The sequence below is a fragment of the Flavimaribacter sediminis genome, from assembly GCF_019492055.1.
Taxonomy (GTDB): Bacteria; Pseudomonadota; Alphaproteobacteria; order Rhizobiales; family Rhizobiaceae; genus Flavimaribacter; species Flavimaribacter sediminis.
The window spans coordinates 1,124,310-1,146,054 of record NZ_JAICBX010000002.1 but is presented as its reverse complement, the minus strand read 5'-3'; the positions used below and the strand labels follow the sequence as shown (position 1 = coordinate 1,146,054).

General features: G+C 59.8%; 20 protein-coding genes. 6 read left to right on the top strand and 14 right to left on the bottom strand.

Translation table 11 applies throughout. The annotated features are described in order from the left end of the window. Positions 1–8 precede the first annotated feature (8 nt). The 6 genes from tsaE to K1W69_RS13585 all read right to left on the bottom strand — a co-directional run bounded on the left by tsaE (position 9) and on the right by K1W69_RS13585 (position 7,261). Positions 9–1,514, bottom strand: a complete 1,506-nt coding sequence (gene tsaE / locus K1W69_RS13610; protein ID WP_220229344.1) for a tRNA (adenosine(37)-N6)-threonylcarbamoyltransferase complex ATPase subunit type 1 TsaE — start codon at positions 1,512–1,514, stop codon at positions 9–11. 42 nt (positions 1,515–1,556) lie between these two features. Continuing rightward, complete coding sequence (locus tag K1W69_RS13605; RefSeq protein WP_220228871.1) at positions 1,557–3,956, bottom strand: sensor histidine kinase; 2,400 nt, start codon at positions 3,954–3,956, stop codon at positions 1,557–1,559. A gap of 357 nt (positions 3,957–4,313) precedes the next feature. Next, the gene (gene ahcY, locus K1W69_RS13600) at positions 4,314–5,714 is read right to left on the bottom strand and encodes an adenosylhomocysteinase (protein ID WP_220228870.1); all 1,401 of its coding nucleotides are present in this window, start codon (positions 5,712–5,714) and stop codon (positions 4,314–4,316) included. 138 nt (positions 5,715–5,852) lie between these two features. Further along, positions 5,853–6,140 (bottom strand): HPr family phosphocarrier protein, encoded by a 288-nt coding sequence (locus tag K1W69_RS13595; protein WP_220228869.1) that lies wholly within the window; start codon positions 6,138–6,140, stop codon positions 5,853–5,855. Between the two features lie 2 nt (positions 6,141–6,142). Further along, on the bottom strand, positions 6,143–6,544 hold the full coding sequence (locus tag K1W69_RS13590; protein WP_220228868.1) for a PTS sugar transporter subunit IIA: 402 nt from the start codon (positions 6,542–6,544) through the stop codon (positions 6,143–6,145). 339 nt (positions 6,545–6,883) lie between these two features. Next, positions 6,884–7,261 (bottom strand): GtrA family protein, encoded by a 378-nt coding sequence (locus K1W69_RS13585; protein ID WP_220228867.1) that lies wholly within the window; start codon positions 7,259–7,261, stop codon positions 6,884–6,886. Between the two features lie 370 nt (positions 7,262–7,631). Here K1W69_RS13585 and mepA point away from each other — a divergent pair, with 370 nt between their 5' ends. The 5 genes from mepA to K1W69_RS13560 all read left to right on the top strand — a co-directional run bounded on the left by mepA (position 7,632) and on the right by K1W69_RS13560 (position 13,330). Continuing rightward, positions 7,632–8,651, top strand: a complete 1,020-nt coding sequence (gene mepA, locus K1W69_RS13580; protein ID WP_220229343.1) for a penicillin-insensitive murein endopeptidase — start codon at positions 7,632–7,634, stop codon at positions 8,649–8,651. A 282-nt stretch (positions 8,652–8,933) separates the two neighbouring features. Further along, complete coding sequence (locus K1W69_RS13575) at positions 8,934–9,974, top strand: glucokinase (RefSeq protein WP_220228866.1); 1,041 nt, start codon at positions 8,934–8,936, stop codon at positions 9,972–9,974. 35 nt (positions 9,975–10,009) lie between these two features. Next, a complete protein-coding gene (locus tag K1W69_RS13570) occupies positions 10,010–11,863 on the top strand; it encodes an ABC transporter ATP-binding protein (protein WP_220228865.1) in 1,854 nt (617 codons plus the stop codon). Further along, a complete protein-coding gene (gene dapB / locus K1W69_RS13565) occupies positions 11,860–12,678 on the top strand; it encodes a 4-hydroxy-tetrahydrodipicolinate reductase (protein WP_220228864.1) in 819 nt (272 codons plus the stop codon). Before K1W69_RS13570 ends, dapB begins: the two co-directional genes overlap by 4 nt. 16 nt (positions 12,679–12,694) lie before the next feature. Beyond that, positions 12,695–13,330, top strand: a complete 636-nt coding sequence (locus tag K1W69_RS13560; RefSeq protein WP_220228863.1) for a 2,3-bisphosphoglycerate-dependent phosphoglycerate mutase — start codon at positions 12,695–12,697, stop codon at positions 13,328–13,330. 9 nt (positions 13,331–13,339) lie between these two features. On the opposite strand, the gene K1W69_RS13555 is transcribed toward K1W69_RS13560, so the two are convergent. From K1W69_RS13555 to K1W69_RS13540, 4 genes are all read right to left on the bottom strand, one after another. Beyond that, positions 13,340–14,905, bottom strand: a complete 1,566-nt coding sequence (locus K1W69_RS13555; protein ID WP_220229342.1) for an inorganic phosphate transporter — start codon at positions 14,903–14,905, stop codon at positions 13,340–13,342. A 178-nt stretch (positions 14,906–15,083) separates the two neighbouring features. Then, positions 15,084–15,608: an NUDIX hydrolase gene (locus K1W69_RS13550; protein WP_258571030.1), complete on the bottom strand. Its 525-nt coding sequence runs from the start codon at positions 15,606–15,608 to the stop codon at positions 15,084–15,086. Continuing rightward, positions 15,569–15,964: a (R)-mandelonitrile lyase gene (locus tag K1W69_RS13545; RefSeq protein ID WP_220228862.1), complete on the bottom strand. Its 396-nt coding sequence runs from the start codon at positions 15,962–15,964 to the stop codon at positions 15,569–15,571. The genes K1W69_RS13550 and K1W69_RS13545 overlap by 40 nt, the downstream gene beginning before the upstream one ends. 201 nt (positions 15,965–16,165) lie before the next feature. Beyond that, positions 16,166–16,627: a MarR family winged helix-turn-helix transcriptional regulator gene (locus tag K1W69_RS13540; protein WP_220228861.1), complete on the bottom strand. Its 462-nt coding sequence runs from the start codon at positions 16,625–16,627 to the stop codon at positions 16,166–16,168. 113 nt (positions 16,628–16,740) lie between these two features. On the opposite strand from K1W69_RS13540, the gene K1W69_RS13535 reads away from it, so the two are divergent. Next, entirely contained in the window at positions 16,741–18,702 is a 1,962-nt protein-coding gene (locus K1W69_RS13535; protein WP_220228860.1) for an FAD-binding monooxygenase, read from the top strand. A gap of 13 nt (positions 18,703–18,715) precedes the next feature. Here K1W69_RS13535 and hemW read toward each other — a convergent pair whose 3' ends face one another. Genes hemW through rph form a run of 4 tightly spaced genes read right to left on the bottom strand, consistent with a single transcriptional unit; the run spans position 18,716 to position 21,637 of the window. Beyond that, a complete protein-coding gene (hemW, locus tag K1W69_RS13530; protein ID WP_220229340.1) occupies positions 18,716–19,885 on the bottom strand; it encodes a radical SAM family heme chaperone HemW in 1,170 nt (389 codons plus the stop codon). Next, positions 19,882–20,493 carry an RdgB/HAM1 family non-canonical purine NTP pyrophosphatase gene (rdgB, locus tag K1W69_RS13525; RefSeq protein ID WP_220228859.1) on the bottom strand — a complete coding sequence of 204 codons (612 nt, stop codon included), beginning with the start codon at positions 20,491–20,493 and terminating at the stop codon, positions 19,882–19,884. Before rdgB ends, hemW begins: the two co-directional genes overlap by 4 nt. A 7-nt stretch (positions 20,494–20,500) precedes the next feature. Beyond that, positions 20,501–20,914 (bottom strand): VOC family protein, encoded by a 414-nt coding sequence (locus K1W69_RS13520; RefSeq protein ID WP_220228858.1) that lies wholly within the window; start codon positions 20,912–20,914, stop codon positions 20,501–20,503. A 6-nt stretch (positions 20,915–20,920) separates the two neighbouring features. Then, on the bottom strand, positions 20,921–21,637 hold the full coding sequence (rph, locus tag K1W69_RS13515) for a ribonuclease PH (protein WP_220228857.1): 717 nt from the start codon (positions 21,635–21,637) through the stop codon (positions 20,921–20,923). Positions 21,638–21,745 lie beyond the last annotated feature (108 nt).

Sequence of the window (21,745 nt, the reverse complement as noted above, 5' to 3'; positions counted from 1 at the left end):
ATGGTCCGCTATGATTCGTCTGGGCCGATACCAGCCCGATAATAGTGTTCATGCAAGGAATTTAGCGCCGGGTGTCGCAGAGCCTCGGCGAGATAGGCGCGGATGCGCGGCAGATGCGCGATATATCCGGGTTTGCCGTCTCGCTCTTTCAGCCGCACGAAAATACCAAGAATCTTGGTGGCGCGCTGCGCCTGGGTAATGGCGAGCGCCTCCAGGAAGCCCTCCTTGTCGAAATCCGCGTCGTCCCCGCGCGCATCGAGATAACGCGCCACCAGTCGTTTGGCGAGCCTCGGATCGACTGTCACCCGCGCGTCGTGAACGAGCGACGCGACGTCATAGGCGGCCGGACCGGTGAGCGCATCCTGGAAATCCACGATGCCGATCTGGTCGGTTCCCTGTCCGGAAGCATTCCACAGCAGGTTGGGGGAGTGGAAGTCGCGCAGAACCAGGCTTTGTTCGGTGTTTTGTAGCCTGTCGATAACAGCCCGCCAGGCCGCGATGTAGCGGTCACGCTCCCCGGCCGTCACCGTCTCGCCGGCGAATTGGGGCAGATACCAGTCGAGATAGAGCTCTACCTCGATCATCATGGCGTCGGCGTCGTAGGGCGGTATCACGTAGTCCGGCCCGCCGGAGACCGGAATGGAGGGCGGGATCGCCGTACGGTGCAGCTTCACCAGGCAGTCGATCGCCGTTGACAGCCGTTCCTCGATCGGCAGGCCATGCGCGTCGAGCACGCCGGTCCGCCCGAGATCACTGACAAGCAGAATGCCGTCATCCAGCAAACAGGCGACGATCTCCGGAACCCGAAAGCCGGAAGCGCGCAGGAAATCGGCTATTGCGACGAAAGGCGCAACCGTCAGCGCCGTATGGGCGATAGCCGTGTAGGCCTTGCCGTCGCGCACCACGGGACCGGCGGGCTTTTCCGGCGAATCCATCAGGAAAAGCGCCTCGCCGTTTTCTCCGCGTATCAGTTCGAATCGCCGGGTCGAGGCGTCGCCCTGGAAGTATCGTCTTTGGGCGCCTGGCCGAAATTTGTCCAGAAAGGCCCGGATCCGAAGCGTTCGCGCGATACGGTCCATGGGTTCCGGAGGACCGGAGATCGTGACGGATCGTCCGGCGCCAGCTTCCGCGAAGGCGATCTGGATTGTCTCGTCCGGCAGTTCCCCTTCCGCCCTTTCTGGCCACTCGATCAGGGCGACGCCCGTGGCGAGCGCGTCGTCAAGGCCGAGTTCATCGATCTCTTGCGGGTCGGAGATCCGGTAGAGGTCGATATGGGCGACCGGCAGGCGCAATTCATAGGTCTGGACGAGCGTGAAGGTGGGGCTCGGCGCTTCCAGTTCGTCGTCATCGGCGATCGCCCGGATCAGCGCGCGCGCCAACGTCGATTTTCCCGCTCCAAGATCGCCGGCAAGGGCGACGCAGTCGCCGACAGCAACAGCCAGGGCGAGATCCTGGCCGAGTTGCGCGGTCGCGGCTTCATTCTCCAGCTGAAGGGTTTCGGTCCGGATGGTCATCGCTTGGCGATAGTCGATATCGGTTCCGTTTGGCAAGGACGCCTACTCCGCGGCGTCCGCCTGAATCTCGGCGTTGGCCGGAAGGCGGCAGATCACGGTCGTGCCCTTGCCCTGCGAAGTTCTCACGTCGACCCTGCCATTGTGCAGCCTGACGAAACTGTCGACGATGGAGAGACCAAGGCCTGCGCCGCTGCGCCGGCCGTTGGGCGCATGCGACTCAAAGCGTTTGAAGATCGTCTGCAACACGTCGTCAGGAATGCCAGCGCCGGTGTCGGACACGGCGAAAACGATATCCTCGCCCTCACGCGTGCAGGAAAGGTCGATCGCGCTACCGGCGGGCGCATGATTCGCGGCGTTGCCGAGCAGCTTGAGCAGGATCTGCTTGAGGCGCTGTTCGTCGGCGACGATGCGGCCGATCGAGTCCGGCGCGTTGACGCGCAGGGAAATATCGTCTTCCTTGAGCCGGGTTGCGAACAGTTCGCCGACCTCTTCCGCTACCTGGATGACATCCACGCTTGTCATATTGAGTTCCATGATCCCGGCGTCGACGGTCGCAAGGTCGAGAATGTCGTTGACGATGGTCAGGAGCAGGGAAGACGAGGTGGAGATATGTTCGACATATTCGGCCTGCCGCTCGTTGAGATCGCCGACCTGAGGCGTCTTCAGAAGATCGGTGAAACCGATAATGTTGGTGAGCGGAGAGCGGAGTTCATACGAGACGTGCTGCACGAAATCGTTTTTGAGCGCATCGGCCTTGCGCAGCGCGTCGTTTTTCTCCGTCAGCGCCTTTTCGACCATCGCGTTGTCCGTGACGTTGAGGAAGGCGAGCATGATTTGCGCATCCGGTAGCGGCACGACCGCATAATCGACAATGAGCCCGCTGTTCAGCGTCAGGCGCCCCTGATGCGTTCGACGCTCTTCGTCGTAACCGGTGATGACAGAGGTGAAGAAGGGCCAGCCGTCCGGGCCGTCGTGGGAAGGCTTGCAGAGCCCCGCGATTTCCCGAACATGCACCCCTGCAGCCGCCGATTTTTCCGGAATTGTCCAGAGCGCGCGGAAGGCAGGGTTGGACAGGCGCAGACGGCCATCGGCGCCAAAGACCGCAACCCCTTCGGCAAGGTGATCAATGGTTTCGCCCTGCACTTTAACCAGCGTGTTGTAGCGGGATTCAAGGTCGTATTTTTCTGTCAGGTTCTCGAACACCCAGGTTACGCCGCCGCCTGGATGAATATTGGCGAAGACGTTCAGCGTCTGTCCGTCGGCGAGATGCCACAGGCGCGGCTCCGGATCAACGGATCGGTAGACCGAAAGCGTTTCTTCCTTCCAGTCACGCCAGGAGGGCTGTTCCGGCAGTCGGCCGGCGGTGCGCAGCTTTTCGAGAAGCTCCGAATTGGTCGGGCGGTTTTTCAGAAACGGCGTTTCGAGCCCCCAGAGATCCTGAAAGGCCTGATTGTAAAACTGCAGGCACTGGTCACCGTCGAACATGGCGACCGGGGTCGTCAGGAGGTTCAGCGTTTCTGCGTGACTGTCGATAGTTCGTCTGAGCTCCTCGCGAACAGCTTCGGTCTCGGTGATGTCGGCGGCGTAGCCGGCCGTGCCCGACGAGGTTCTCGCTTCGGTGATGTCGAAGAAAGTGCGGTTGCCGTGGACCACGGTCGACACCTTTCCAACGAATGGCCGCTCATGCGTCGTATGTGACGCGATCTTGTGGCGCGCCTGCGTTCCAAGCAACTCGATCTCCTTTTCGATCGCCTCGCGGCAATCCGATGCCTCCACGGCCGCTGCGTAGGCCTGGTTGACCCAGACCATGCGGTCGTCGCTGTCCCGCAGCCAAATGGGCGTCTCGAGCTTGTCCATGAGAGCTTGCAGCGATTCCGAGCGTGCAGCGAGCCGGCTGCGTTCGGATTCCGTCGCCGCCAGCTCCGCCTGCAGATCGGCCAGGACGCAGAACCGGATAAAGGCGCGACCGCCGAGCGTTCTTCCCTGAATTTCCAGCATTTCGCCGTCACGGGTTTCGACAGAGCATTCGAAGACCTTGGCCCGGCTGCGCAGCTTGTCCACCGCATCGTCCATCTCTGCCGCGGATTTGGGGTCCAGCCATTTGCCGAAGGCAAGCAGGTCGCTGTCGGAGCGCAGAGCGCTGACGTGAGAAGCAAGGCTGCCGAGTACATGCGGCGGTAAATCACCGTCCCAGATGACGTAACAGCGATCATTCTCTGCAATCAGCGCTTCATAGCGCGATAGGTCAGTCTGGGCCTGGGCCAGGCTGATTCGCAGTTCATCCGCCTTCTGCGCCGTGCGCGCGCGTTCACGAATCATCCATATTGCTGAAATCATTGCAGCGGACACCGCGCCGATGACCAGCGAGAGATAGATGAGGTCGAAGGAGCTGGAAAAAGGACCCATTCCGCCGTCTGTCTCGACGGTCTCAAGCCCGCGCAAGTCCTGCGCCAGGGATCGTCCCGTCGCAGCCGTGATGGCGACACAGCCCAAAAACGTGAGGACCGGAGTTCCAGAGCGGATCCCCGAAAACCAAGTTATGAATCTACCGCCGGCGCTGGTCCGACTGGACTCAGCCCTTGAAGACACGTTCGTGCCCGGCATGTCTTGTACCTCTTTGCCGCATTCTGCCAAGACAGCCCTGCAACGCGGCCCGTCTTGTCCTCGTCGGGTCCGCGAATCATTGTGAATTCAGAATAACTTATTGGCGAATCAGCGTGAAGCCGCGCGGCGAAAAAAAGAAAGCGCGCCCTCTGTCAAGGGCGCGCCTACCATATATTGTGGGAAGAATCTGAAAAATCAGTATCTGTAGTGTTCCGGCTTGTATGGTCCGGTCGTCTCGACGCCGATATAGCTGGCCTGTTCGTCGGAAAGTTCGCTCAGCCGCGCGCCCAGTTTGTCGAGGTGCAGCTTCGCCACCTTCTCGTCCAGATGCTTCGGAAGCACGTAGACTTCATTGCCGTACTGGTCGCCCCGCGCATAAAGCTCGATCTGCGCAAGAACCTGGTTGGTGAACGACGCCGACATGACGAAGGACGGATGACCGGTTGCATTGCCGAGGTTCAGAAGACGTCCCTCCGACAACAGGATCATCCGGCTGGCGTCCGGAAACTCAATCATGTCCACCTGCGGCTTCACGTTCGTCCATTTGTAGTTGCGCAGGGCCTGCACCTGGATCTCGTTATCGAAGTGGCCGATATTGCCGACGATCGCCATGTCCTTCATCTCGCGCATATGCTCGATCCGGATCACGTCCTTGTTGCCCGTCGTCGTCACGAAGATGTCGGCCGTGGAGACCACGTCCTCAAGCTGAACGACCTCGAAGCCGTCCATCGCCGCCTGGAGCGCGCAGATTGGATCAATCTCGGTCACCTTGACGCGGGCGCCCGCGCCGCGCAGCGAAGCCGCCGACCCCTTGCCGACGTCGCCGTAACCGCAAACGACCGCCACCTTGCCGGCCATCATGACATCCGTCGCGCGACGGATCCCGTCGACCAGCGATTCACGGCAGCCATACTTGTTGTCAAATTTCGACTTCGTCACCGAGTCGTTCACATTGATCGCCGGAAACGGCAGTAGTCCCTGCTTCTGAAGCTGGTACAGACGGTTCACGCCCGTCGTCGTCTCCTCGGTCACGCCGCGGATCGCATCGCGCTGCCTGGTGAAGAATCCCGGAGAGGCTGCAAGGCGCTTCTTTATCTGCGCGAAAAGGACTTCCTCTTCCTCGCTGCCCGGAGAAGACAGCACGTCCTCGCCGGCCTCGGCGCGCGCGCCCAGCAGGATGTACATCGTTGCGTCGCCGCCATCGTCGAGGATCATGTTCGATGGTTCGCCGTCCGGCCACTGGAAGATCCGGTCCGTATAGGTCCAATATTCCTCCAGCGTCTCGCCCTTGACCGCAAATACCGGCGTGCCGGTCGCCGCAATTGCTGCAGCCGCATGGTCCTGCGTGGAAAAGATGTTGCAGGACGCCCAGCGCACATCCGCGCCAAGCGCGTTCAATGTTTCAATCAGAACCGCGGTCTGGATCGTCATGTGCAGCGAACCGGTGATCCGCGCGCCCTTCAGAGGCTTGGCCTCGCCGAACTCTTCCCGGCACGCCATCAGCCCGGGCATCTCGGTTTCCGCTATTTCGATCTCCTTGCGACCGAAATCGGAAAGACCGATGTCCGATACGACGTAGTCATTTTCAGTGCTCATGCTTGTCTCCAGCGCGGATGCGGGCTGCAACCCGGTTGTTTGTCTTTGTCTGGCCGCCGTTTAACAGGCAATGCGACAAAGGGCAACAGCATATAAAGAAGTCTTTATGTGATTGGACAAAGTTTGATCGCGCCGGGATCAATTGTCCTCGCCGAACCGGCTGGCCACCAGATCGTTGAGAGCGTCGAGAGCCTTTTCGGCGTCCGGCCCTTCCGCAGTAACAGTAATACAGCAACCCGGACTGGCGGCGAGCATCATCAGTCCCATAATGGATGTGCCGTTGACGCTGACCCCATCCTTGGAAACGGTTATGTCGGCGTCAAAGGATTCCGCCAATTGCACGAATTTGGCCGAGGCGCGCGCATGCAGCCCCCGCTTGTTGACAATATCGAAGCGACGGCTCGGGATGGCTTTGACCGGGTTCATGTCTACTTACCGCTGAGAACCCGGCTGGCGACGTTGATATACTTGCGTCCGGCTTCCTGCGCATCGGCGAGGGCGGCTTCCATGTCATTTTCCGTTCGCGCGCTCGCGAGCTTGATCAGCATCGGAAGATTGACGCCGGCGATCACCTCGATCCGGCCATTGTCCATCACGGAAATCGACAGGTTGGACGGCGTGCCGCCAAACATGTCCGTCAGGATGATGACGCCGTGACCGTCCTCGGCAGCCGCGACGGCCTCAATGATGTCGATCCGGCGCTGGTCCATGTCGTCTTCGGGTCCGATGGACACCGTTTCAAGATTTTTTTGCGGCCCGACCACGTGCTCAAGCGCATTGCGAAATTCCTGAGCAAGCTTGCCATGGGTCACAAGCACCAGTCCGATCATATGCTCAATGCTCCCGTAGTCGTATCGAACCCGTTGCGTCGGTCCGCATATGGAAACCGGCCAGGCGTTTCGGTGGAAATGCCCGCTGCTTTACGTAGATGGTCAAACACGAATCCCCTGATGTCTCTCCCGATCCCGGCGCTGCCCTTTGGCGCCGGCGAAATCCCACGCGGAGGCCCGGAGCAGGTCCAGGTGATCCGCCCTTGCCCGCTCTTTTGCCCTGTCGTCCGTTGAGCAAACCGGTAGACCGGCCCGCTTTCCGGAGCGACATAGTGCACACTGTTCATCTCAAAGACCAGTAAAACTTTTTGCATGGCACAATAGCCGGAATAGACCCTATTAGCGGCCGAAAACGAGTTTCGCATAGCCTGTGTAGGAAAAAATCGTAGCGGAGGCCGATCCGAGCGTCAGGGCTGCGACCGGCGGCAATGTAGGAACAAAAACAAGAAGACAGGAATAGACCAGATAATTGAGCAAGCTGCTCGCAATGCCAACGCCGCTGTAACGCATTCCCTCGACGGCGGCGTGACGATGACTCTTTTCGAAAGTGAAACGGCGGTTCAGCAGCCAGGTGACTTGCAAGGTGATCGCAATGGCGATGAGCCGGCCGGTAAACGGATCAATTTCCGTCCAGCGCAACAGCGCCATGAGGATACCGGCGTCCGTCACGTATCCGACCCCGCCGACAACGAGAAATTTCAAAAGACGGCTGTTCATCCGGTCAGTGGAATCCCCGAGTGGACGGCGCAGGACCGGAACGGTTGGTTTGAATGGTCCCAGCACCACCTGGCATACAATCCTCCGGTCGGGCTGGCAGACGGTGCAACATGGTTTTGACCCGGTGACGGGCGGACCGGCGTTCCGGTCCGCAATTGGCTGATGCCTTTGACTTCGGTCTGAATATGGTCGCCTCCTTATTCGAATGTGACATATATGTAAAGCCGCGGACCGTCGCCGCAATCGCGGGCGGCTGCGATATGCGCCAGTCACAACAGATCCTTCCGCATGGAGCGGGAAACCGAGTTGATGTAGGCTTTGCAGCAAGCAAAGAGAATAGCGGGAGCGAACGGTGAGTGTTTATTCATGGATGCGACGGGTTGCGCGGTGGGTCGCAATGGTCTCCATTGGCGTCATCGCCGCCGGAGCCCCTTCGCTCGCCGCCGACCAGACGCCAGCCAAACAGCTTTTTGGCGCCGCCGATCTCCCCTCCAGCCTGGATGCGCAGGCTTACGGTTTCTATTCAAAGGGCTGCCTTGCCGGCGGCGTAGCGCTTCCCGTGGATGGACCGCGCTGGCAGGCCATGCGCCTGTCGCGCAATCGGCGATGGGGACATCCCCAATTGATCGACACGATCCGGCAATTGTCGGAAGACGCTGCGCGCCATGACGGGTGGCCGGGTCTCCTGGTAGGCGATATGTCGCAGCCAAGGGGCGGGCCAATGCTGACGGGACACGCTTCGCACCAGGTGGGGCTCGATGCGGATATCTGGCTGACCCCCATGCCCGACCGGCGCCTGACCGGACAGGATCGGGAAACGATCAGCGCAATCTCGGTTCTCAAGCCGGGCAGCGTCGACATCGATCCAAAAGTTTGGACGTATGCCCACGCCGGCCTGATCATGCGAGCCGCAAGCTACCCGCAGGTCCAGCGCGTTCTCGTCCATCCGGCGATCAAGAAGCAGCTGTGCGAGACCTGGAGAGGCGATCGCAAGAACCTGAACAAGGTAAGGCCCTACTACGGACATTACTATCATATGCATGTGCGGATACGCTGTCCGGACAATTCAAAAGCCTGCAGGGCGCAGAATGCGGTGCCTGCCGATGACGGATGCGGTGAGCCGCTCGACTGGTGGTTCAATGTCGCGTTGAAGCCCAAGAAGCCTGCAAAGCCGTCGACAAAGCCCGCAAAGCCGCGCCATATCATGATGTCGGACCTACCGTCCGTGTGTCGCGCCGTGCTTGCGGCCGCCGCGCCGGCTTCCGCTTCGGCGGCGACACGCGATTCCGGCGCGGACGCAAGCGCATTTGCGCCGGTTGAAACGGTCACGACGCCTTATTCCATGCCCGCGCTCATACCGCTTCCCAAACCCCGCCCGGCTGTGCAATAAGGCGGCGACAAACGCCGTTAAGCCGGCGCGAGCGTTGGAAGCAACAACGGCCAGTTTGCAGTTTGTGGTTTGACGGTCGGTTTTGACATTTGAGCGCGCGCGGCAAGCGAGATCAAATGTAGAATCCGCCACACCTAGTCCTTTGACGTTTGCGGGGATCGCATCTTTCAATTGCTGACAACCTTGCCTATAGGGGACCAGTCCAGATCGGTTATGTACGATAACCGGCGACGGAGCGCCGGTGCGAGCACACCGGGTGGATTATCGAGAGTAGAACGCACTATGACCGAAAAACATGACCAGGACGCCGCGGTCAGTTTTCCGATCCTTATCGGCGATATTGGTGGAACCAACGCGCGTTTCGCCATTTTGGTTGATGCAAATGCGAGCCCTCGGGATTTTCCGGTGTTTGCGACAGCAGATTTCGATACGATTGACGAGGCGATACAGACTGTTGTGCTCGACAGCACGTCGGTTCAACCGCGATCGGCGATCTTTGCGATCGCAGCCCCGGTCGATGGTGACGAGATCAAGTTGACCAATTGCAATTGGGTTGTTCGACCCTATGCGATGATTGAATCGCTTGGCTTTGAGGAAGTCATCGTGCTGAATGATTTTGAAGCCCAGGCGCTGGCGGCCGCATCGCTCGAACCGGAATATCTACGTGCAATCGGAGAGGCGAAGGCGGAGAAATACGCTACACGAGTGGTGGTCGGCCCGGGGACGGGGCTTGGCGTGGCAGGTCTTGTCCACTCGCATCACATGTGGATTCCGGTTCCCGGGGAAGGCGGACATATCGATCTCGGACCGCGTTCGTCGCGCGATTTTGAGATATTTCCGTATCTGGAGCCCATCGAAGGACGAATCTCCGCCGAACAGCTCCTGTGCGGCGACGGTCTTTTGAACATCTACAGGGCCATTTGCAAATCCGGCGGGCTGGACCCTGTTTGCAATAAACCGTCCGAAGTCACCGCGGCGGGGCTTGACTGCGAGGATGCCGCGGCGTCCGAAGCCCTTGACCTTTTCGCCGCCTATCTCGGTCGCGTCGCCGGCGACCTTGCTCTGATCTTCATGGCTCGGGGCGGCGTCTTTATCGCCGGCGGTATCGCGCAGAAGATCATTCCTGTTCTGATGCGGCCCGATTTCCGAAACGCTTTCGAAGACAAGGCTCCGCATTCCACACTCATGAAATCCATACCTACTTGCGTTATCACCCATCCGCTGGCTGCGCTTTCAGGGCTCTCAGCCTATGCGCGCGCTCCCGGCCGGTTTGGCGTGACAACGGACGGTCGGCGTTGGAAGAAGCAGATGTTGCACGCATGAACCAGTTCAGACCAACACCCGGAATGAGGCCTCCAATGGCGCCGGGCAGGGGCCCGCATTCGCGAGAGGAACCACTGGATAGGGAAACCATCTGGCCGCTTCTGAGACGCATATTCTCGGAGAATTTCCGCGACTATATCGGCACCTATGTGTTCGCCATCGCCTGCCTAATGCTGGTTGCGGCGACGACCGCGTTCACCGCCTGGATCACCAAGGACATTGTCGACGAGGCTTTTGCCAAACAGCGCGGGGAAGTGGTCTGGTGGATCAGCGGCGCTGTTTTCCTTGCCTTTGTCGTACGCGGTCTTGCCGGCTACGGCCAGGCGGTCGCCCTCGCCAAGATCGGCAACAATATCGTGGCGCGCTATCAGCGTCGTCTGTTCACGCATCTGATGAAGATGAGCGTCGGTTATCTGAGCGAAGTGCGTTCCGCGCAGCTCGCCGCCAGGGTGTCGCAGAACGCTGGCGGCATTCGGTCCGTTCTCAACATGACCATCACATCGCTTGCGCGCGATCTTCTCACCGTAATCGGTCTCGTCGCAGTGATGATCTATCGCGACCCGGTTCTGTTCACAGGCGTGGTGCTGGTGGCGCCGCCGCTTGTGCTGGCTCTGCGTTACATTGCGACCCGCCTGCGCGTCATCGCGCGCGAGGCGGTTCTCGTCAACAGCCGGGTGCTGGGCACGATGCAGGAATCCCTGCAGGGAATCGCGGTCGTGAAAGCTTTCACGATGGAGAAGGAACTCGGCAAGAATGTCGATGTACTCATCCGCGATTCCGAAGCCCGGTCCAACCGTATCGCAAGGCTGACTGAACGCACCGGGCCTTTGACGGAAACGCTCGCCGGCATCGCCATCGCCGGCGTGCTGGCCTACGCGGCGATCCGAACGATCTATGGCGGCGTGCTTCCGGGCGACTTCTTTTCTTTCGTCACCGCGCTGCTGTTCGCCTACGAACCGGCAAAGCGGCTTGCACGGTTGCAGATCTCCCTGGAAGGCGCGATGGTCAACGCGCGCATGATTTACGAAATTCTCGATGAAGAGCCGGACCAGCCCGATCTCTCTGGAGATCAGGTGCTTGAGGTCAAAGACGCCGAGATCCGTTTTGAGGATGTGTCTTTCAGCTACGGCGAAGCGAGCCCGGTGCTCCACAATGTCAGTTTTGTCGCCGAAGGCGGCAAGATGACGGCGCTGGTCGGTCCGTCAGGCGCGGGCAAGTCGACGATCATGAGTCTTCTTCCCCGATTCTACGACCCGGATGGCGGGCGTATTTTAATCGACGGGCAGGACGTATCCAAAACCACCAAGGATTCCTTGCGTCACGCGATCGCCTATGTGTCGCAGCAACCGTATCTCTTCGAAGGCACGATCCGCGACAATATCCGCTATGGACGACCGGAAGCCACGAACGAGGAAATCGAAGAGGCTGCGCGTCTGGCTTACGCGCATGACTTCATCCTCGAACAGCCGCATGGCTACGACACGCCGGTGGGTGAAGCGGGCATGAGCCTGTCCGGCGGTCAGCGCCAGCGCATATCCATCGCGCGGGCCCTGATTAGGAACGCGCCAATCCTGCTTCTGGACGAGGCGACGTCGGCGCTCGACACCGAATCCGAGGTTCTCGTCCAGAAAGCGCTTGAACAGGCGATGAGCGGCCGCACGGTCCTCGTTATTGCGCACAGGCTATCGACCGTCGCCCATGCCGACAAGATTGTGGTGCTGCTTGAAGGCAAGGTTGTCGAACAAGGCGACCATCGGTCTTTGTCGACCATGAAGGATGGCCTTTACGCGCGATTCCTCAAGATGCAGGACGTCGGCAAACGGCATGCGGAGAAGGAACTGCAGTTGCTGGACGGCGGTAAACCTCTGAAAGAGGACCCGGATCAATGAGCGATATGAGGCTCGCTGTCGCGGGCGCCGCCGGCCGGATGGGACAAGCGCTCATCCGTGCGATCGCCTCGATGGACGGCGTCGTGGTCTCGGCGGCTATCGAGCGAAGCGGATCGGATATTCTTGGAAGAGACGCCGGGGTTCAGGCTCAACTCGGAGAGATCGGCGTCGCCTTCACGGATGATTTTGAGGCGGCGATGGCCGTGTCAGACGGGTTGGTCGACTTCACCGCGCCGGATGTCAGCGTTGCGAACGCCGGCCTCGCCGCCCAATACGGGTTGGTTCACATTATCGGGACAACCGGTTGCGACGCTGCGCATGAGGAGAAAATTCGCAAAGCCGCCGAAAAGGCAATCATCGTCAAGTCAGGCAATATGAGTCTTGGCGTCAATCTGCTGTCCGTGCTTGTACGCCAGGCCGCCAAGGCTCTGGATCCTCAGGATTGGGACATCGAAATCGTCGAAATGCACCACCGCCACAAGGTGGATGCGCCGTCTGGTACGGCGCTGCTTCTCGGCCAAGCCGCTGCGGAAGGGCGTGACATTGACCTCGACGCGGCATCGATCCGGGTGCGCGACGGTCATACCGGGCCGCGCCCTGCCGGGTCGATTGGCTTTGCGACGCTGCGGGGCGGTTCGGTTGTCGGCGAACATACGGTGATGCTCGCTGGGGAAGGCGAATTGGTGGAACTTTCGCACAAGGCGACGGACCGTTCAATTTTTGCCCGCGGCGCGGTCAAGGCGGCGCTGTGGGCGCGCAACCGCGAGCCGGGGCTCTATTCCATGATTGACGTCCTGGGCTTATCCGAAAACTGATCGAAAGGTTATTTCCATGTCCGGCACCCTTGTGCTCGTCCGCCACGGCCAGAGCGAATGGAACCTCAAGAATCTGTTTACAGGCTGGAAGAATCCCGACCTTACCGAGAAGGGTGTAACGGAGGCGGAAGAGGGCGCGCGCGCCCTCAAGGAATATGGCATTCAGTTCGACATCGCCTTTACCTCTGTCCTCCTGCGCGCCGAGCGCACCTGCCAGATCATTCTTGACCTGATCGACCAGCCGGACCTTGAGACCATTCATGACGAAGCGCTGAACGAACGCGACTATGGCGATCTGGCTGGACTGAACAAGGATGACGCCAGGGAGAAATGGGGCGAGGAACAGGTGCATATCTGGCGCCGCTCCTACGATGTGCCGCCGCCTGGCGGAGAAAGTCTCAAGGACACTGGCGCGCGCGTGTGGCCCTATTACATGACCGAGATTCTGCCGCGCGTCCTGTCCGGACAGAAGGTCCTGGTCGCCGCGCACGGCAACTCGCTGCGCTCGCTGGTCATGGTTCTGGACAGGATGGGCCGGGACGAGATCACCGGGCTCAATCTCGCCACAGGCGTGCCGATGGTCTACCGCCTCAATGCGAATTCGACCGTGGCTTCGAAGGAAATTCTGGGCGACATGTCCGCCGCCCACTGACCATTCCGGTCAACCCAGCGACTGCATTGCCAGGAAGATCAGGGCCGACAGCAGCGTCGCCGCCGGCACGGTGACGATCCATGCCGCGACGATGCTGATGAAATGCTGACGGCGGACGAGCTTGCGCCGCGTTGCTTCCGGATTTCCTGCCACAGCTGCGCCATCCGCCACGAACATGTCCCCTGTATAAGCATAGTCGCTTGATTTCAGGGGTTTTGCGGTCTTGTTGCGATGTTGGCCATGACCCTTGCGCGCCATGTAGTCGGCGCGGCGCCTGGAGTTGGCGGTGTACCATTCGCGGAAGAAGCCGACGCCAAAGACAGCGCCGACTGCGATGTGAGTCGATGAGACGGGCAGCCCAAGAGCGGACGCGATAATGACCGTGATGGCCGCCGACAGCGCAACGCAATAGGCGCGCATCGGATTGAGTTTGGTGATCTGCTTTCCAACCATCCGGATTAATTTCGCGCCGAAGACAACAAGACCGAAGGAGATGCCGAGCCCGCCAATCATCATGACCCAGATCGGAATGCCTACATTGGCCGTCACTGCGCCGAATTCGGCGACATGGACGATGGCCGCCAGTGGACCGATGGCGTTGGCCACGTCATTGGCGCCATGGGCGAACGACAGAAGCGCAGCCGAAATGATCAACGGAAGCTGGAAGAGGCGCCGCAAGGACTGATTGCGGTTTGGAAGGCTCGCAGACTTGCGCTGAATGTAGGGTTTTGCCGCGACATAGCCGAGCGCGCAACCGGCGACGCCGATCAGCAATATGAGCAGCGGCGAAAGATGTATGATCTTCTTCACGCCTTTCATGGCGAGATAGGCCGAGAAGGCGCCCGTCATGACGGCGATCAGAATAGGCACCCAGAGCCGGGCCGCGGCGATCTTGTCCTGGCGATAGACGATAAAGGTCTTGATGAACGCAAGGAAAGCTGCGGCGATGACCCCGCCCAGAACCGGAGAAATCACCCAGCTTGCCGCAATGCCGCCGAGTATCGGCCATTCGACGGCTCCGAAGCCGGATGCAGCGATCCCGGCGCCCATGACGCCGCCGACGATTGCATGCGTGGTCGACACCGGCGCGCCAAGCCAGGTCGCCAGGTTGATCCAAAGGGCGGACGACATGAGCGCCGCCATCATCGCAAGAATGAACACACTCGGATCGGAAACCGTTTGTGGATCGATGATGCCCTTGGAGATCGTGGAAACCACGTCTCCGCCGGCAATCAACGCGCCGGCCGATTCGAAAACGGCCGCGATCAGCAGCGCAGTCGTGATGGACATGGCGCGCGACCCAACGGCCGGGCCGACATTGTTGGCGACGTCGTTGGCGCCGATATTGAGAGCCATGTAGGCGCCGATCGCAGTGGCGGCGACGATAAACGCCGCGCGCGGCTCGCCGGTCACGGATATGGCGGCGACCACGCCCGACAGCACTATGAACAGAAACCCCAAACCCGGAAGCACGAAGCCCCGCGACAGGAATCCGGTCGCCTCTTCGAGATGAACGAACTTGTCGAGATCCTTGTCGAGCGTGCTCTTTTTCAGCGCTGGATGTTTGGTTCTTATTGTTTCGCCCCCCGAATTTCGGAAACACCTATGCAGTTTTTGCCGGTAGTCTCAAATATATGTTCAAATTTGCGGCCTTCTTTTCTGAGGATAAGTTTGCGAAGCCAATGCCCCGCGCCCTTTCGGGCGACCCTGAGGTTTGTTGCGAGTCAGCGGCGGCGCATCTGCAATAAATGGCCTATTCCTCGTGCTCGATCCGTTTGATCAACGCATCGAGTCTCCCGCCCTCGAACAGTTCGCGCAAATCGGGTTCCTGGATGCGGTTTGCCGCTTCGACGGCGCCTAACCACTCCCTCTGGCGCTCGTTTCGCTCTGGAAAATCCTTCGCAAGTTTCGTCACCAGAACGGGATAGAAAACGACGCGGCACCTGACCGAATGGTTCTCCATTCTTTTGTCATAACTGTATTCTCCGGCGGGTTCGCCATGCAATTTTCCATAGATGCCGGCCTCTTCCCAGGCTTCCGTCATCACAGTCTCTGCGACATCTCCTCCGCTCAGCGGCCAGCCCTTGGGTATAATCCAGCGACCTGTGTCGCGGCTGGTCACAAGCAGGTACTCGACGGTTTTTTTCCTTATGCGATAGGGTAAAGCGGCGAACTGAATGCGCGGTGGCAGAGAGAATGCCCGGCCAGTCAGCAAGTCGAGGATGTTTGAAAGGACCATCAGGCTGGATACTGTTCCGCTGAGACGTGTTCCATCCAATCGACAGCCTTCCCGTCCTGCATTTCCTGTATCGCAATATGGGTCATCGCCGTCGAAGGCGAGGCGCCATGCCAGTGTTTTTCACCCGGCGCAAACCAAACCACATCGCCGGGCCGTAGTTCCTCAATTGGTCCGCCCTCGCGTTGCGCAAGTCCAAACCCGGCAGTGACCACCAGCGTCTGCCCCAGCGGATGCGTGTGCCAGGCGGTTCGGGCTCCGGGTTCGAACGTCACGCTGGCTCCGGCGACGCGCGCCGGTGACGGCGCTTCGAACAACGGATCGATCCGAACTCGTCCCGTAAACCACTCTTCAGGGCCCGGTCTGGAAGGGCGGGCGCCCGCTTTGCTGATATCCATAAAATCCCCCGCTTTCAGGTTGTGAACACCTGTTTGATGTATTTATAGCGTTTCCTGGGCGTTCGGTAAGGGCCGAGGAGCAATTGATGGAACCGTGACGGCGCCAACGATCGTGTCATGAGCACAGCGCAGTTCCCGCCCGGTCACGCAACGCGACGATGCGTCAGACGATCCTGACAAGGCAGGTTCTGGAGGAAGAATCTATCTGGTCGCCTTGAGCGGCGCGCGGCTGAGTTCGTTGACGGCGCCTACGGTCTTTGCGAGCAGGCGCATGAATTCCTGGGATTCAGTTTCGTCCAGACCTCTCAGCATGATGCGCTGGGCTTGCTCCACCGCAGGCTGGATCTCTCGAAGCGCCGTGTGGCCGCGTTCTGTGACTTGCAGTATGCGGGCGCGCCGGTCCGTCTCGCTCGGCTCCCTCGTCAGGAAGCCTTTCTGGGTCAGCCGATCGACGACGCCGGTAATCGTCGTCCGATCATAGGCGATCAGTCCGGCGAGCGTCGCCTGATCGATGCCCGGATTGACCCGGACCGCGGTCAGCGCCGCATACTGGACAGGCGTCATATCATATCCCGCGCGCGCAACCTCGGCCTGGAAGATCGCTACCGCGGCCTGCTGCAACCTGCGCACCAGATGACCCGGCATTACATCATAGCTGTCCATGCCTGTTTCCTTGTGATCGATCATGGTTTACAAGTATACTGATAATCAGTATACTGATCAATAGAAAACGCGAGCCCGGATTTGCCGCCGGGCGTGATGAGGAGGGCGTGTTGATGCAATTTCATCTCAACGGATTCAGAACTGGAGATCCGGCGATCTCCGAGGCTTCGACGACGCATCCGGCCTTTTCCAGGGAAAGACCGCCCGAGGCGGTCGACGTCCTGATTGTCGGTTGCGGCCCGGCCGGCCTTACCCTGGCGACGCAGCTGTCGGCCTTTCCGGACATAAAAACGATGATCGTTGATCAGAAACCCGGCCCGCTCGAACTGGGCCAGGCGGACGGCATTGCTTGTCGCACGATGGAGATGTTCCACGCTTTTGGATTCTGCGAAAAAGTTTTGAAGGAAGCCTACTGGGTCAACGAGACAACCTTCTGGAGACCTGACGACGCCCGGCCGGATTCAATCACACGACATGGAAGAGTTCAGGATGTGGAAGATGGCCTTTCCGAGTTCCCCCACGTCATTCTCAATCAGGCCCGGGTGCATGATTTCTATCTCGAGACCATGCGCGGATCACCATCCCGGATGGCGCCGTATTATTCTCGTCGATTGACCGACATGCAAATCGGGGACGGGGAAGGCTCTCCGGTCACCGCGCGTTTCGAAAGGGTCGATCAGGGTCACGAAGGCGAAACGGAAACCGTCAGCGCGCGCTATGTCGTCGGGTGCGACGGCGCCCGCAGCGCGGTTCGCCGGCTTCTGGGTCGCGAACTGCGCGGCGATTCGGCGAATCAGGCGTGGGGCGTAATGGACGTCCTTGCAGTGACGGATTTCCCGGATATCCGTCGCAAGTCGCTCATTCAGTCGACCGACGAGGGCAGCATCGTGCTGATACCGCGGGAAGGCGACTATCTGGTCCGCGTCTATGTGGAGCTCGACAAACTCAGTGAAAACGAGCGCGTGGCGAACCGCAACATCACCGTCGACCACCTTGTCGCGGCGGCGAAACGCATTCTCAATCCATACAGTTTCGATGTGAAAGAGGTTGCGTGGTGGTCGGTCTACGAGATCGGACAGCGGCTGTGCGACAAGTTCGATGATGTGCCGGAGGACAAGGTGGCGGAGCGCCTGCCACGAGTCTTCATTGCCGGCGACGCCTGCCACACGCACAGTCCAAAAGCCGGACAGGGCATGAATGTGTCGATGCAGGACGCCTTCAATCTCGGCTGGAAGCTCGCTGCGGTTCTGCGGGGCCAGACGCCGCCGGATTTGCTGCACAGCTATTCGGCCGAACGTCAGGCGATCGCTGGGGAACTGATCGATTTCGATCGGGAATGGGCCAGGATGCTGAGCGCGCCGTTGAAATCCGCCGACCATCCAGACGGCGTGGAGCCAGCCGATGTTCAGGATTATTTTGTACGCCATGGTCGCTACACGGCGGGGACCGCAACGCGCTATCGCCAATCCGTCATTTCCGCTGAACCGGCCCATCAGCACCTGGCGAAAGGGTTGATGATCGGCATGCGGTTGCATTCCGCTCCGGTTATCCGTCTGGCCGACGCAAAGCCGATCGAGCTTGGTCACGCCGCCACGGCTGACGGCCGGTGGCGCATCTATGTCTTTGCGCCTTCTGATGATCCTGCGGCTGCCGGTTCGTCGATTGAGGCGTTGTGCAAGTTCCTTTCGGGATCGCCGGATTCTCCAGTGTGCAAATACACTCCAGAGGAAGCCGATATCGATTCGGTGATAGACGTCCGCGCGGTATTCCAGCAGGGGCACAAGGACCTGGCGCTGGAAACTTTACCTGCCTTTCTGAAACCCGAAAAAGGGCGCTACGGTCTCATCGATTATACCAAGATGTTCTGCCCGGACCCTGCGCATGGCGACATATTCGATATGCGCGGCGTCAATCGCGATCATGGCTGCATGGTCGTGGTCAGACCGGACCAGTATGTGGCGCATGTGCTTCCGCTTGAAGCTCACGCGGACCTCGCCGCGTTCTTCGACGGCTTCATGCTCGAAGCACATCAGCGGGCGGCGACCGAAAAACTCAAGGAATCCGCAGCGCTATAGAGGCGGACCGTCCTCAGATCGCAAGGTCGGCGACGACCGCGTCCAGCACCATCATGCCCGCCGGCGTGCAGCGCAATCGCGCATTGCCGGCGCGCTCGATCAGTCCGTGGCTTTGCAGGAAGGTTTCTGTGCCGGGATCGATGGAGCGGCCTGAAAGGCTGCTCCACCGCACAAGATCCATGCCTTCTCTCAAACGCAGGCCCATCAGCATCAGTTCGTCCGCTTGCGCCGGATCGTCCAGCGGGTCAAACGCGTCGAAGCCGTCGCCGTCCTTCATCACCGCTTCAAGCCAGGTTTCCGGAAGGCGATGATTGGAGGTCGCGATCTTGCCTTCTTGCGTCGAAATCCTGCCATGCGCGCCCGCGCCAAGCCCGACGTAGTCGCCGTAGCGCCAATAGGTCAGGTTATGCCTGCTCTCCGCGCCAGGTCGCGCATGGTTGGAGATCTCGTAGGCGGGCAGACCGCGCGCCTCCGTCAGTTCCTGCGTTGCTTCGTAGAGTTCCGCTGAAAGGTCGCCGTCAGGCACGACGAGCTTGCCGGCCTTGTGCAGGTCGAAAAAACGTGTGCCGCGTTCGATGGTAAGCTGGTACAGAGACAGATGATCCACCGCATAGGACATCGCCTGATTGAGTTCGCGTTCCCATGCCTCCACGGTCTGTCCGGGTCGGGCGTAAATAAGATCGAAGGACATGCGGGGAAACAGCTCCCTGGCAAGCTCGATCGCGCGCAGGGCCTCAGCGACGTCGTGCAACCGCCCGAGCGACCGCAGGTCCGGATCGTTCAACGCCTGAATGCCGAGCGAGACGCGATTGACGCCGGCGTTGCGATATCCGCGAAAATTCTTTGCGTCGACGCTGGACGGATTGGCTTCAAGGGTAATTTCAGCCCCCTCGAGGAGCGGCCAGGCGGCGTCGATGAGTTCAAGAATCGCCTGAACGGTGGCCGGTCCCATGAGAGACGGCGTGCCGCCCCCGAAAAACACGCTGGTCGCGGCGCGTGGACCTGTCAGTTCCAGCATGCGCCGGATTTCGCGCGCGAAAGCGATAACGTAACGGTCCTGGTCGACCCCGCCGTGTCGGACATGGGAGTTGAAATCGCAATAGGGGCATTTGGCTGCGCAAAAGGGCCAATGCACATAGACGCCGAATCCGGGATCGGCAGGATCATGGGGCGGCACGGTCAGGGTCCGGCTTCAACGAGACACTGGTCTGCGAACTTGGCGAAAGCCCGGGTCCGGTGCGAGAGCGCCTGCTTTTCCTCAGCGCCCATCTCGCCGAAAGTACGCGCATGCCCTTCCGGAACAAAGATCGGGTCGTATCCGAACCCGCCGTCGCCGACAGGACTTTCCGTCAGCACGCCTTCCACCTCGCCACGGAAAAACTCGGTATGGCCGTCAGGCCAGGCGAGGCAGATGACCGACACAAACCGGGCGGAGCGTTTTTTTGGCGGGAGTCCGGAAAGTCGGTCCGTCACCTTCTTCATTGCCAGCCGGAAATCCTTGTCAGGACCCGCCCAGCGGGCCGAATAAATCCCGGGATCGCCGTTTAGAGCGTCGACAGACAGACCGGAATCATCTGCGAGAGCCGGCATGTTGGCGACTTTTGCGGCGGCGAGCGCCTTCAGCTCCGCATTGGCTTCAAATGTGGCGCCGGTTTCCTCGGGCTCGTCGAGGTCGAGATCGGCGGCCGTCGCCACTTCATAGCCGAGCGGGTCCATGAGCGCGCGCAATTCCCGCACCTTGCCCTGGTTGTGGCTGGCAATGACGATTTTTCTTTCGGTAAGCTTGCGCAATGGACTTCTACTCAAAATCCCACAGACGCGGCTCTGCGAATTCCACACTGTTGCCAGCCGGATCGCGGATGTAGATCGAACGGGCGCCATTGGGCCAGCGGAAATCCGCCTCGATATAAACTTCGTTGTCTTCCAGCATGTCCTTGATCGCGTCAAGTTCGTCGCCCGGCACGCTGAAACAGACATGTCCCTCGCCATGGCCGCCATGCGGAGGAACCGGCGTCTTGGCGCTGGTTGGAGGTTTGACCGTCTCCTCCGGATTGAAGATCATAAGCATGCCTTGGCCGCAACGGAAGAAGACATGGCGATTGCCGACACGCACTTCCTTTTCCAGGCCGATAATATTCCCGTAGAATATTTCCGCTGCGTTGAGATTTCTAACGTATAATACTGTTTCAAGAATGCCGGAGATGGCTGTCATGGCCTGTTATCCGATGGTTTGTTTTTGCAATTCGACAAGATTTGAAATACCTGCTTTGGCGAGATCGAGCATGGCCTGGAATTCGTCCTGGCTGAACGGCGCGCCTTCCGCCGTTCCCTGTATTTCCACGATCCCGCCCACGCCAGTCATGACGAAATTGGCGTCTGTCTCGGCGGACGAATCTTCCGCATAATCGAGATCGAGCACCGATTGATTCAGGAATATGCCGCAGGAAATTGCGGCGACGTGATCCTTCAGAACCTTTTCCGCTTTCACCATCTGGCGCTTTTCCATCCACTTCAGACAGTCGTAAAGCGCAATCCATGCTCCGGTGATTGATGCGGTGCGGGTTCCTCCATCGGCCTGGATGACATCGCAATCGATGGAAATCTGTCGCTCTCCGAGCGCTTCCAGATCCGTGATGGCGCGAAGCGACCGCCCGATCAGCCTCTGGATTTCCTGCGTGCGACCGCTCTGTTTGCCGGCGCTCGCTTCGCGGCGCATGCGTTCGCCCGTTGCTCGCGGCAGCATTCCGTATTCCGCCGTAACCCAACCGCGACCTGCGTTGCGCAACCATGGTGGAACCCGTTCTTCAAGGCTCGCCGTGCACAACACATGCGTATCGCCGAATCTGACCAGGCAAGAGCCCTCTGCGTGTTTGGAATAGCCTCTTTCAAAAGAGACGTCCCGCATCTGGTCGGGCTTTCTGCCTGATGGCCGCATCTTTTCACTCCCTTGGAACAACTTTACTGTTTCTGGTGCTATGTAACGCCCCTTGTGTATGCAAGCAAAGAAAAACACCTATATAGTGACGCGACAAATGCAGATTTT

Excerpts from the sequence above, each read along its gene's own strand:
- mepA (WP_220229343.1), top strand. The coding sequence starts at position 7,632 with ATGCGACGGGTTGCGCGGTGGGTCGCAATGGTCTCCATTGGCGTCATC.
- K1W69_RS13570 (WP_220228865.1), top strand. The coding sequence starts at position 10,010 with ATGGCGCCGGGCAGGGGCCCGCATTCGCGAGAGGAACCACTGGATAGG.
- tsaE (WP_220229344.1), bottom strand. The coding sequence starts at position 1,514 with ATGACCATCCGGACCGAAACCCTTCAGCTGGAGAATGAAGCCGCGACC.
- rph (WP_220228857.1), bottom strand. The coding sequence starts at position 21,637 with ATGCGGCCATCAGGCAGAAAGCCCGACCAGATGCGGGACGTCTCTTTT.
- ahcY (WP_220228870.1), bottom strand. The coding sequence starts at position 5,714 with ATGAGCACTGAAAATGACTACGTCGTATCGGACATCGGTCTTTCCGAT.
- K1W69_RS13575 (WP_220228866.1), top strand. The coding sequence starts at position 8,934 with ATGACCGAAAAACATGACCAGGACGCCGCGGTCAGTTTTCCGATCCTT.
- K1W69_RS13590 (WP_220228868.1), bottom strand. The coding sequence starts at position 6,544 with ATGATCGGACTGGTGCTTGTGACCCATGGCAAGCTTGCTCAGGAATTT.
- dapB (WP_220228864.1), top strand. The coding sequence starts at position 11,860 with ATGAGCGATATGAGGCTCGCTGTCGCGGGCGCCGCCGGCCGGATGGGA.
- K1W69_RS13560 (WP_220228863.1), top strand. The coding sequence starts at position 12,695 with ATGTCCGGCACCCTTGTGCTCGTCCGCCACGGCCAGAGCGAATGGAAC.
- K1W69_RS13595 (WP_220228869.1), bottom strand. The coding sequence starts at position 6,140 with ATGAACCCGGTCAAAGCCATCCCGAGCCGTCGCTTCGATATTGTCAAC.
- K1W69_RS13520 (WP_220228858.1), bottom strand. The coding sequence starts at position 20,914 with ATGACAGCCATCTCCGGCATTCTTGAAACAGTATTATACGTTAGAAAT.
- K1W69_RS13535 (WP_220228860.1), top strand. The coding sequence starts at position 16,741 with ATGCAATTTCATCTCAACGGATTCAGAACTGGAGATCCGGCGATCTCC.
- K1W69_RS13545 (WP_220228862.1), bottom strand. The coding sequence starts at position 15,964 with ATGGATATCAGCAAAGCGGGCGCCCGCCCTTCCAGACCGGGCCCTGAA.
- K1W69_RS13585 (WP_220228867.1), bottom strand. The coding sequence starts at position 7,261 with ATGAACAGCCGTCTTTTGAAATTTCTCGTTGTCGGCGGGGTCGGATAC.
- K1W69_RS13540 (WP_220228861.1), bottom strand. The coding sequence starts at position 16,627 with ATGGACAGCTATGATGTAATGCCGGGTCATCTGGTGCGCAGGTTGCAG.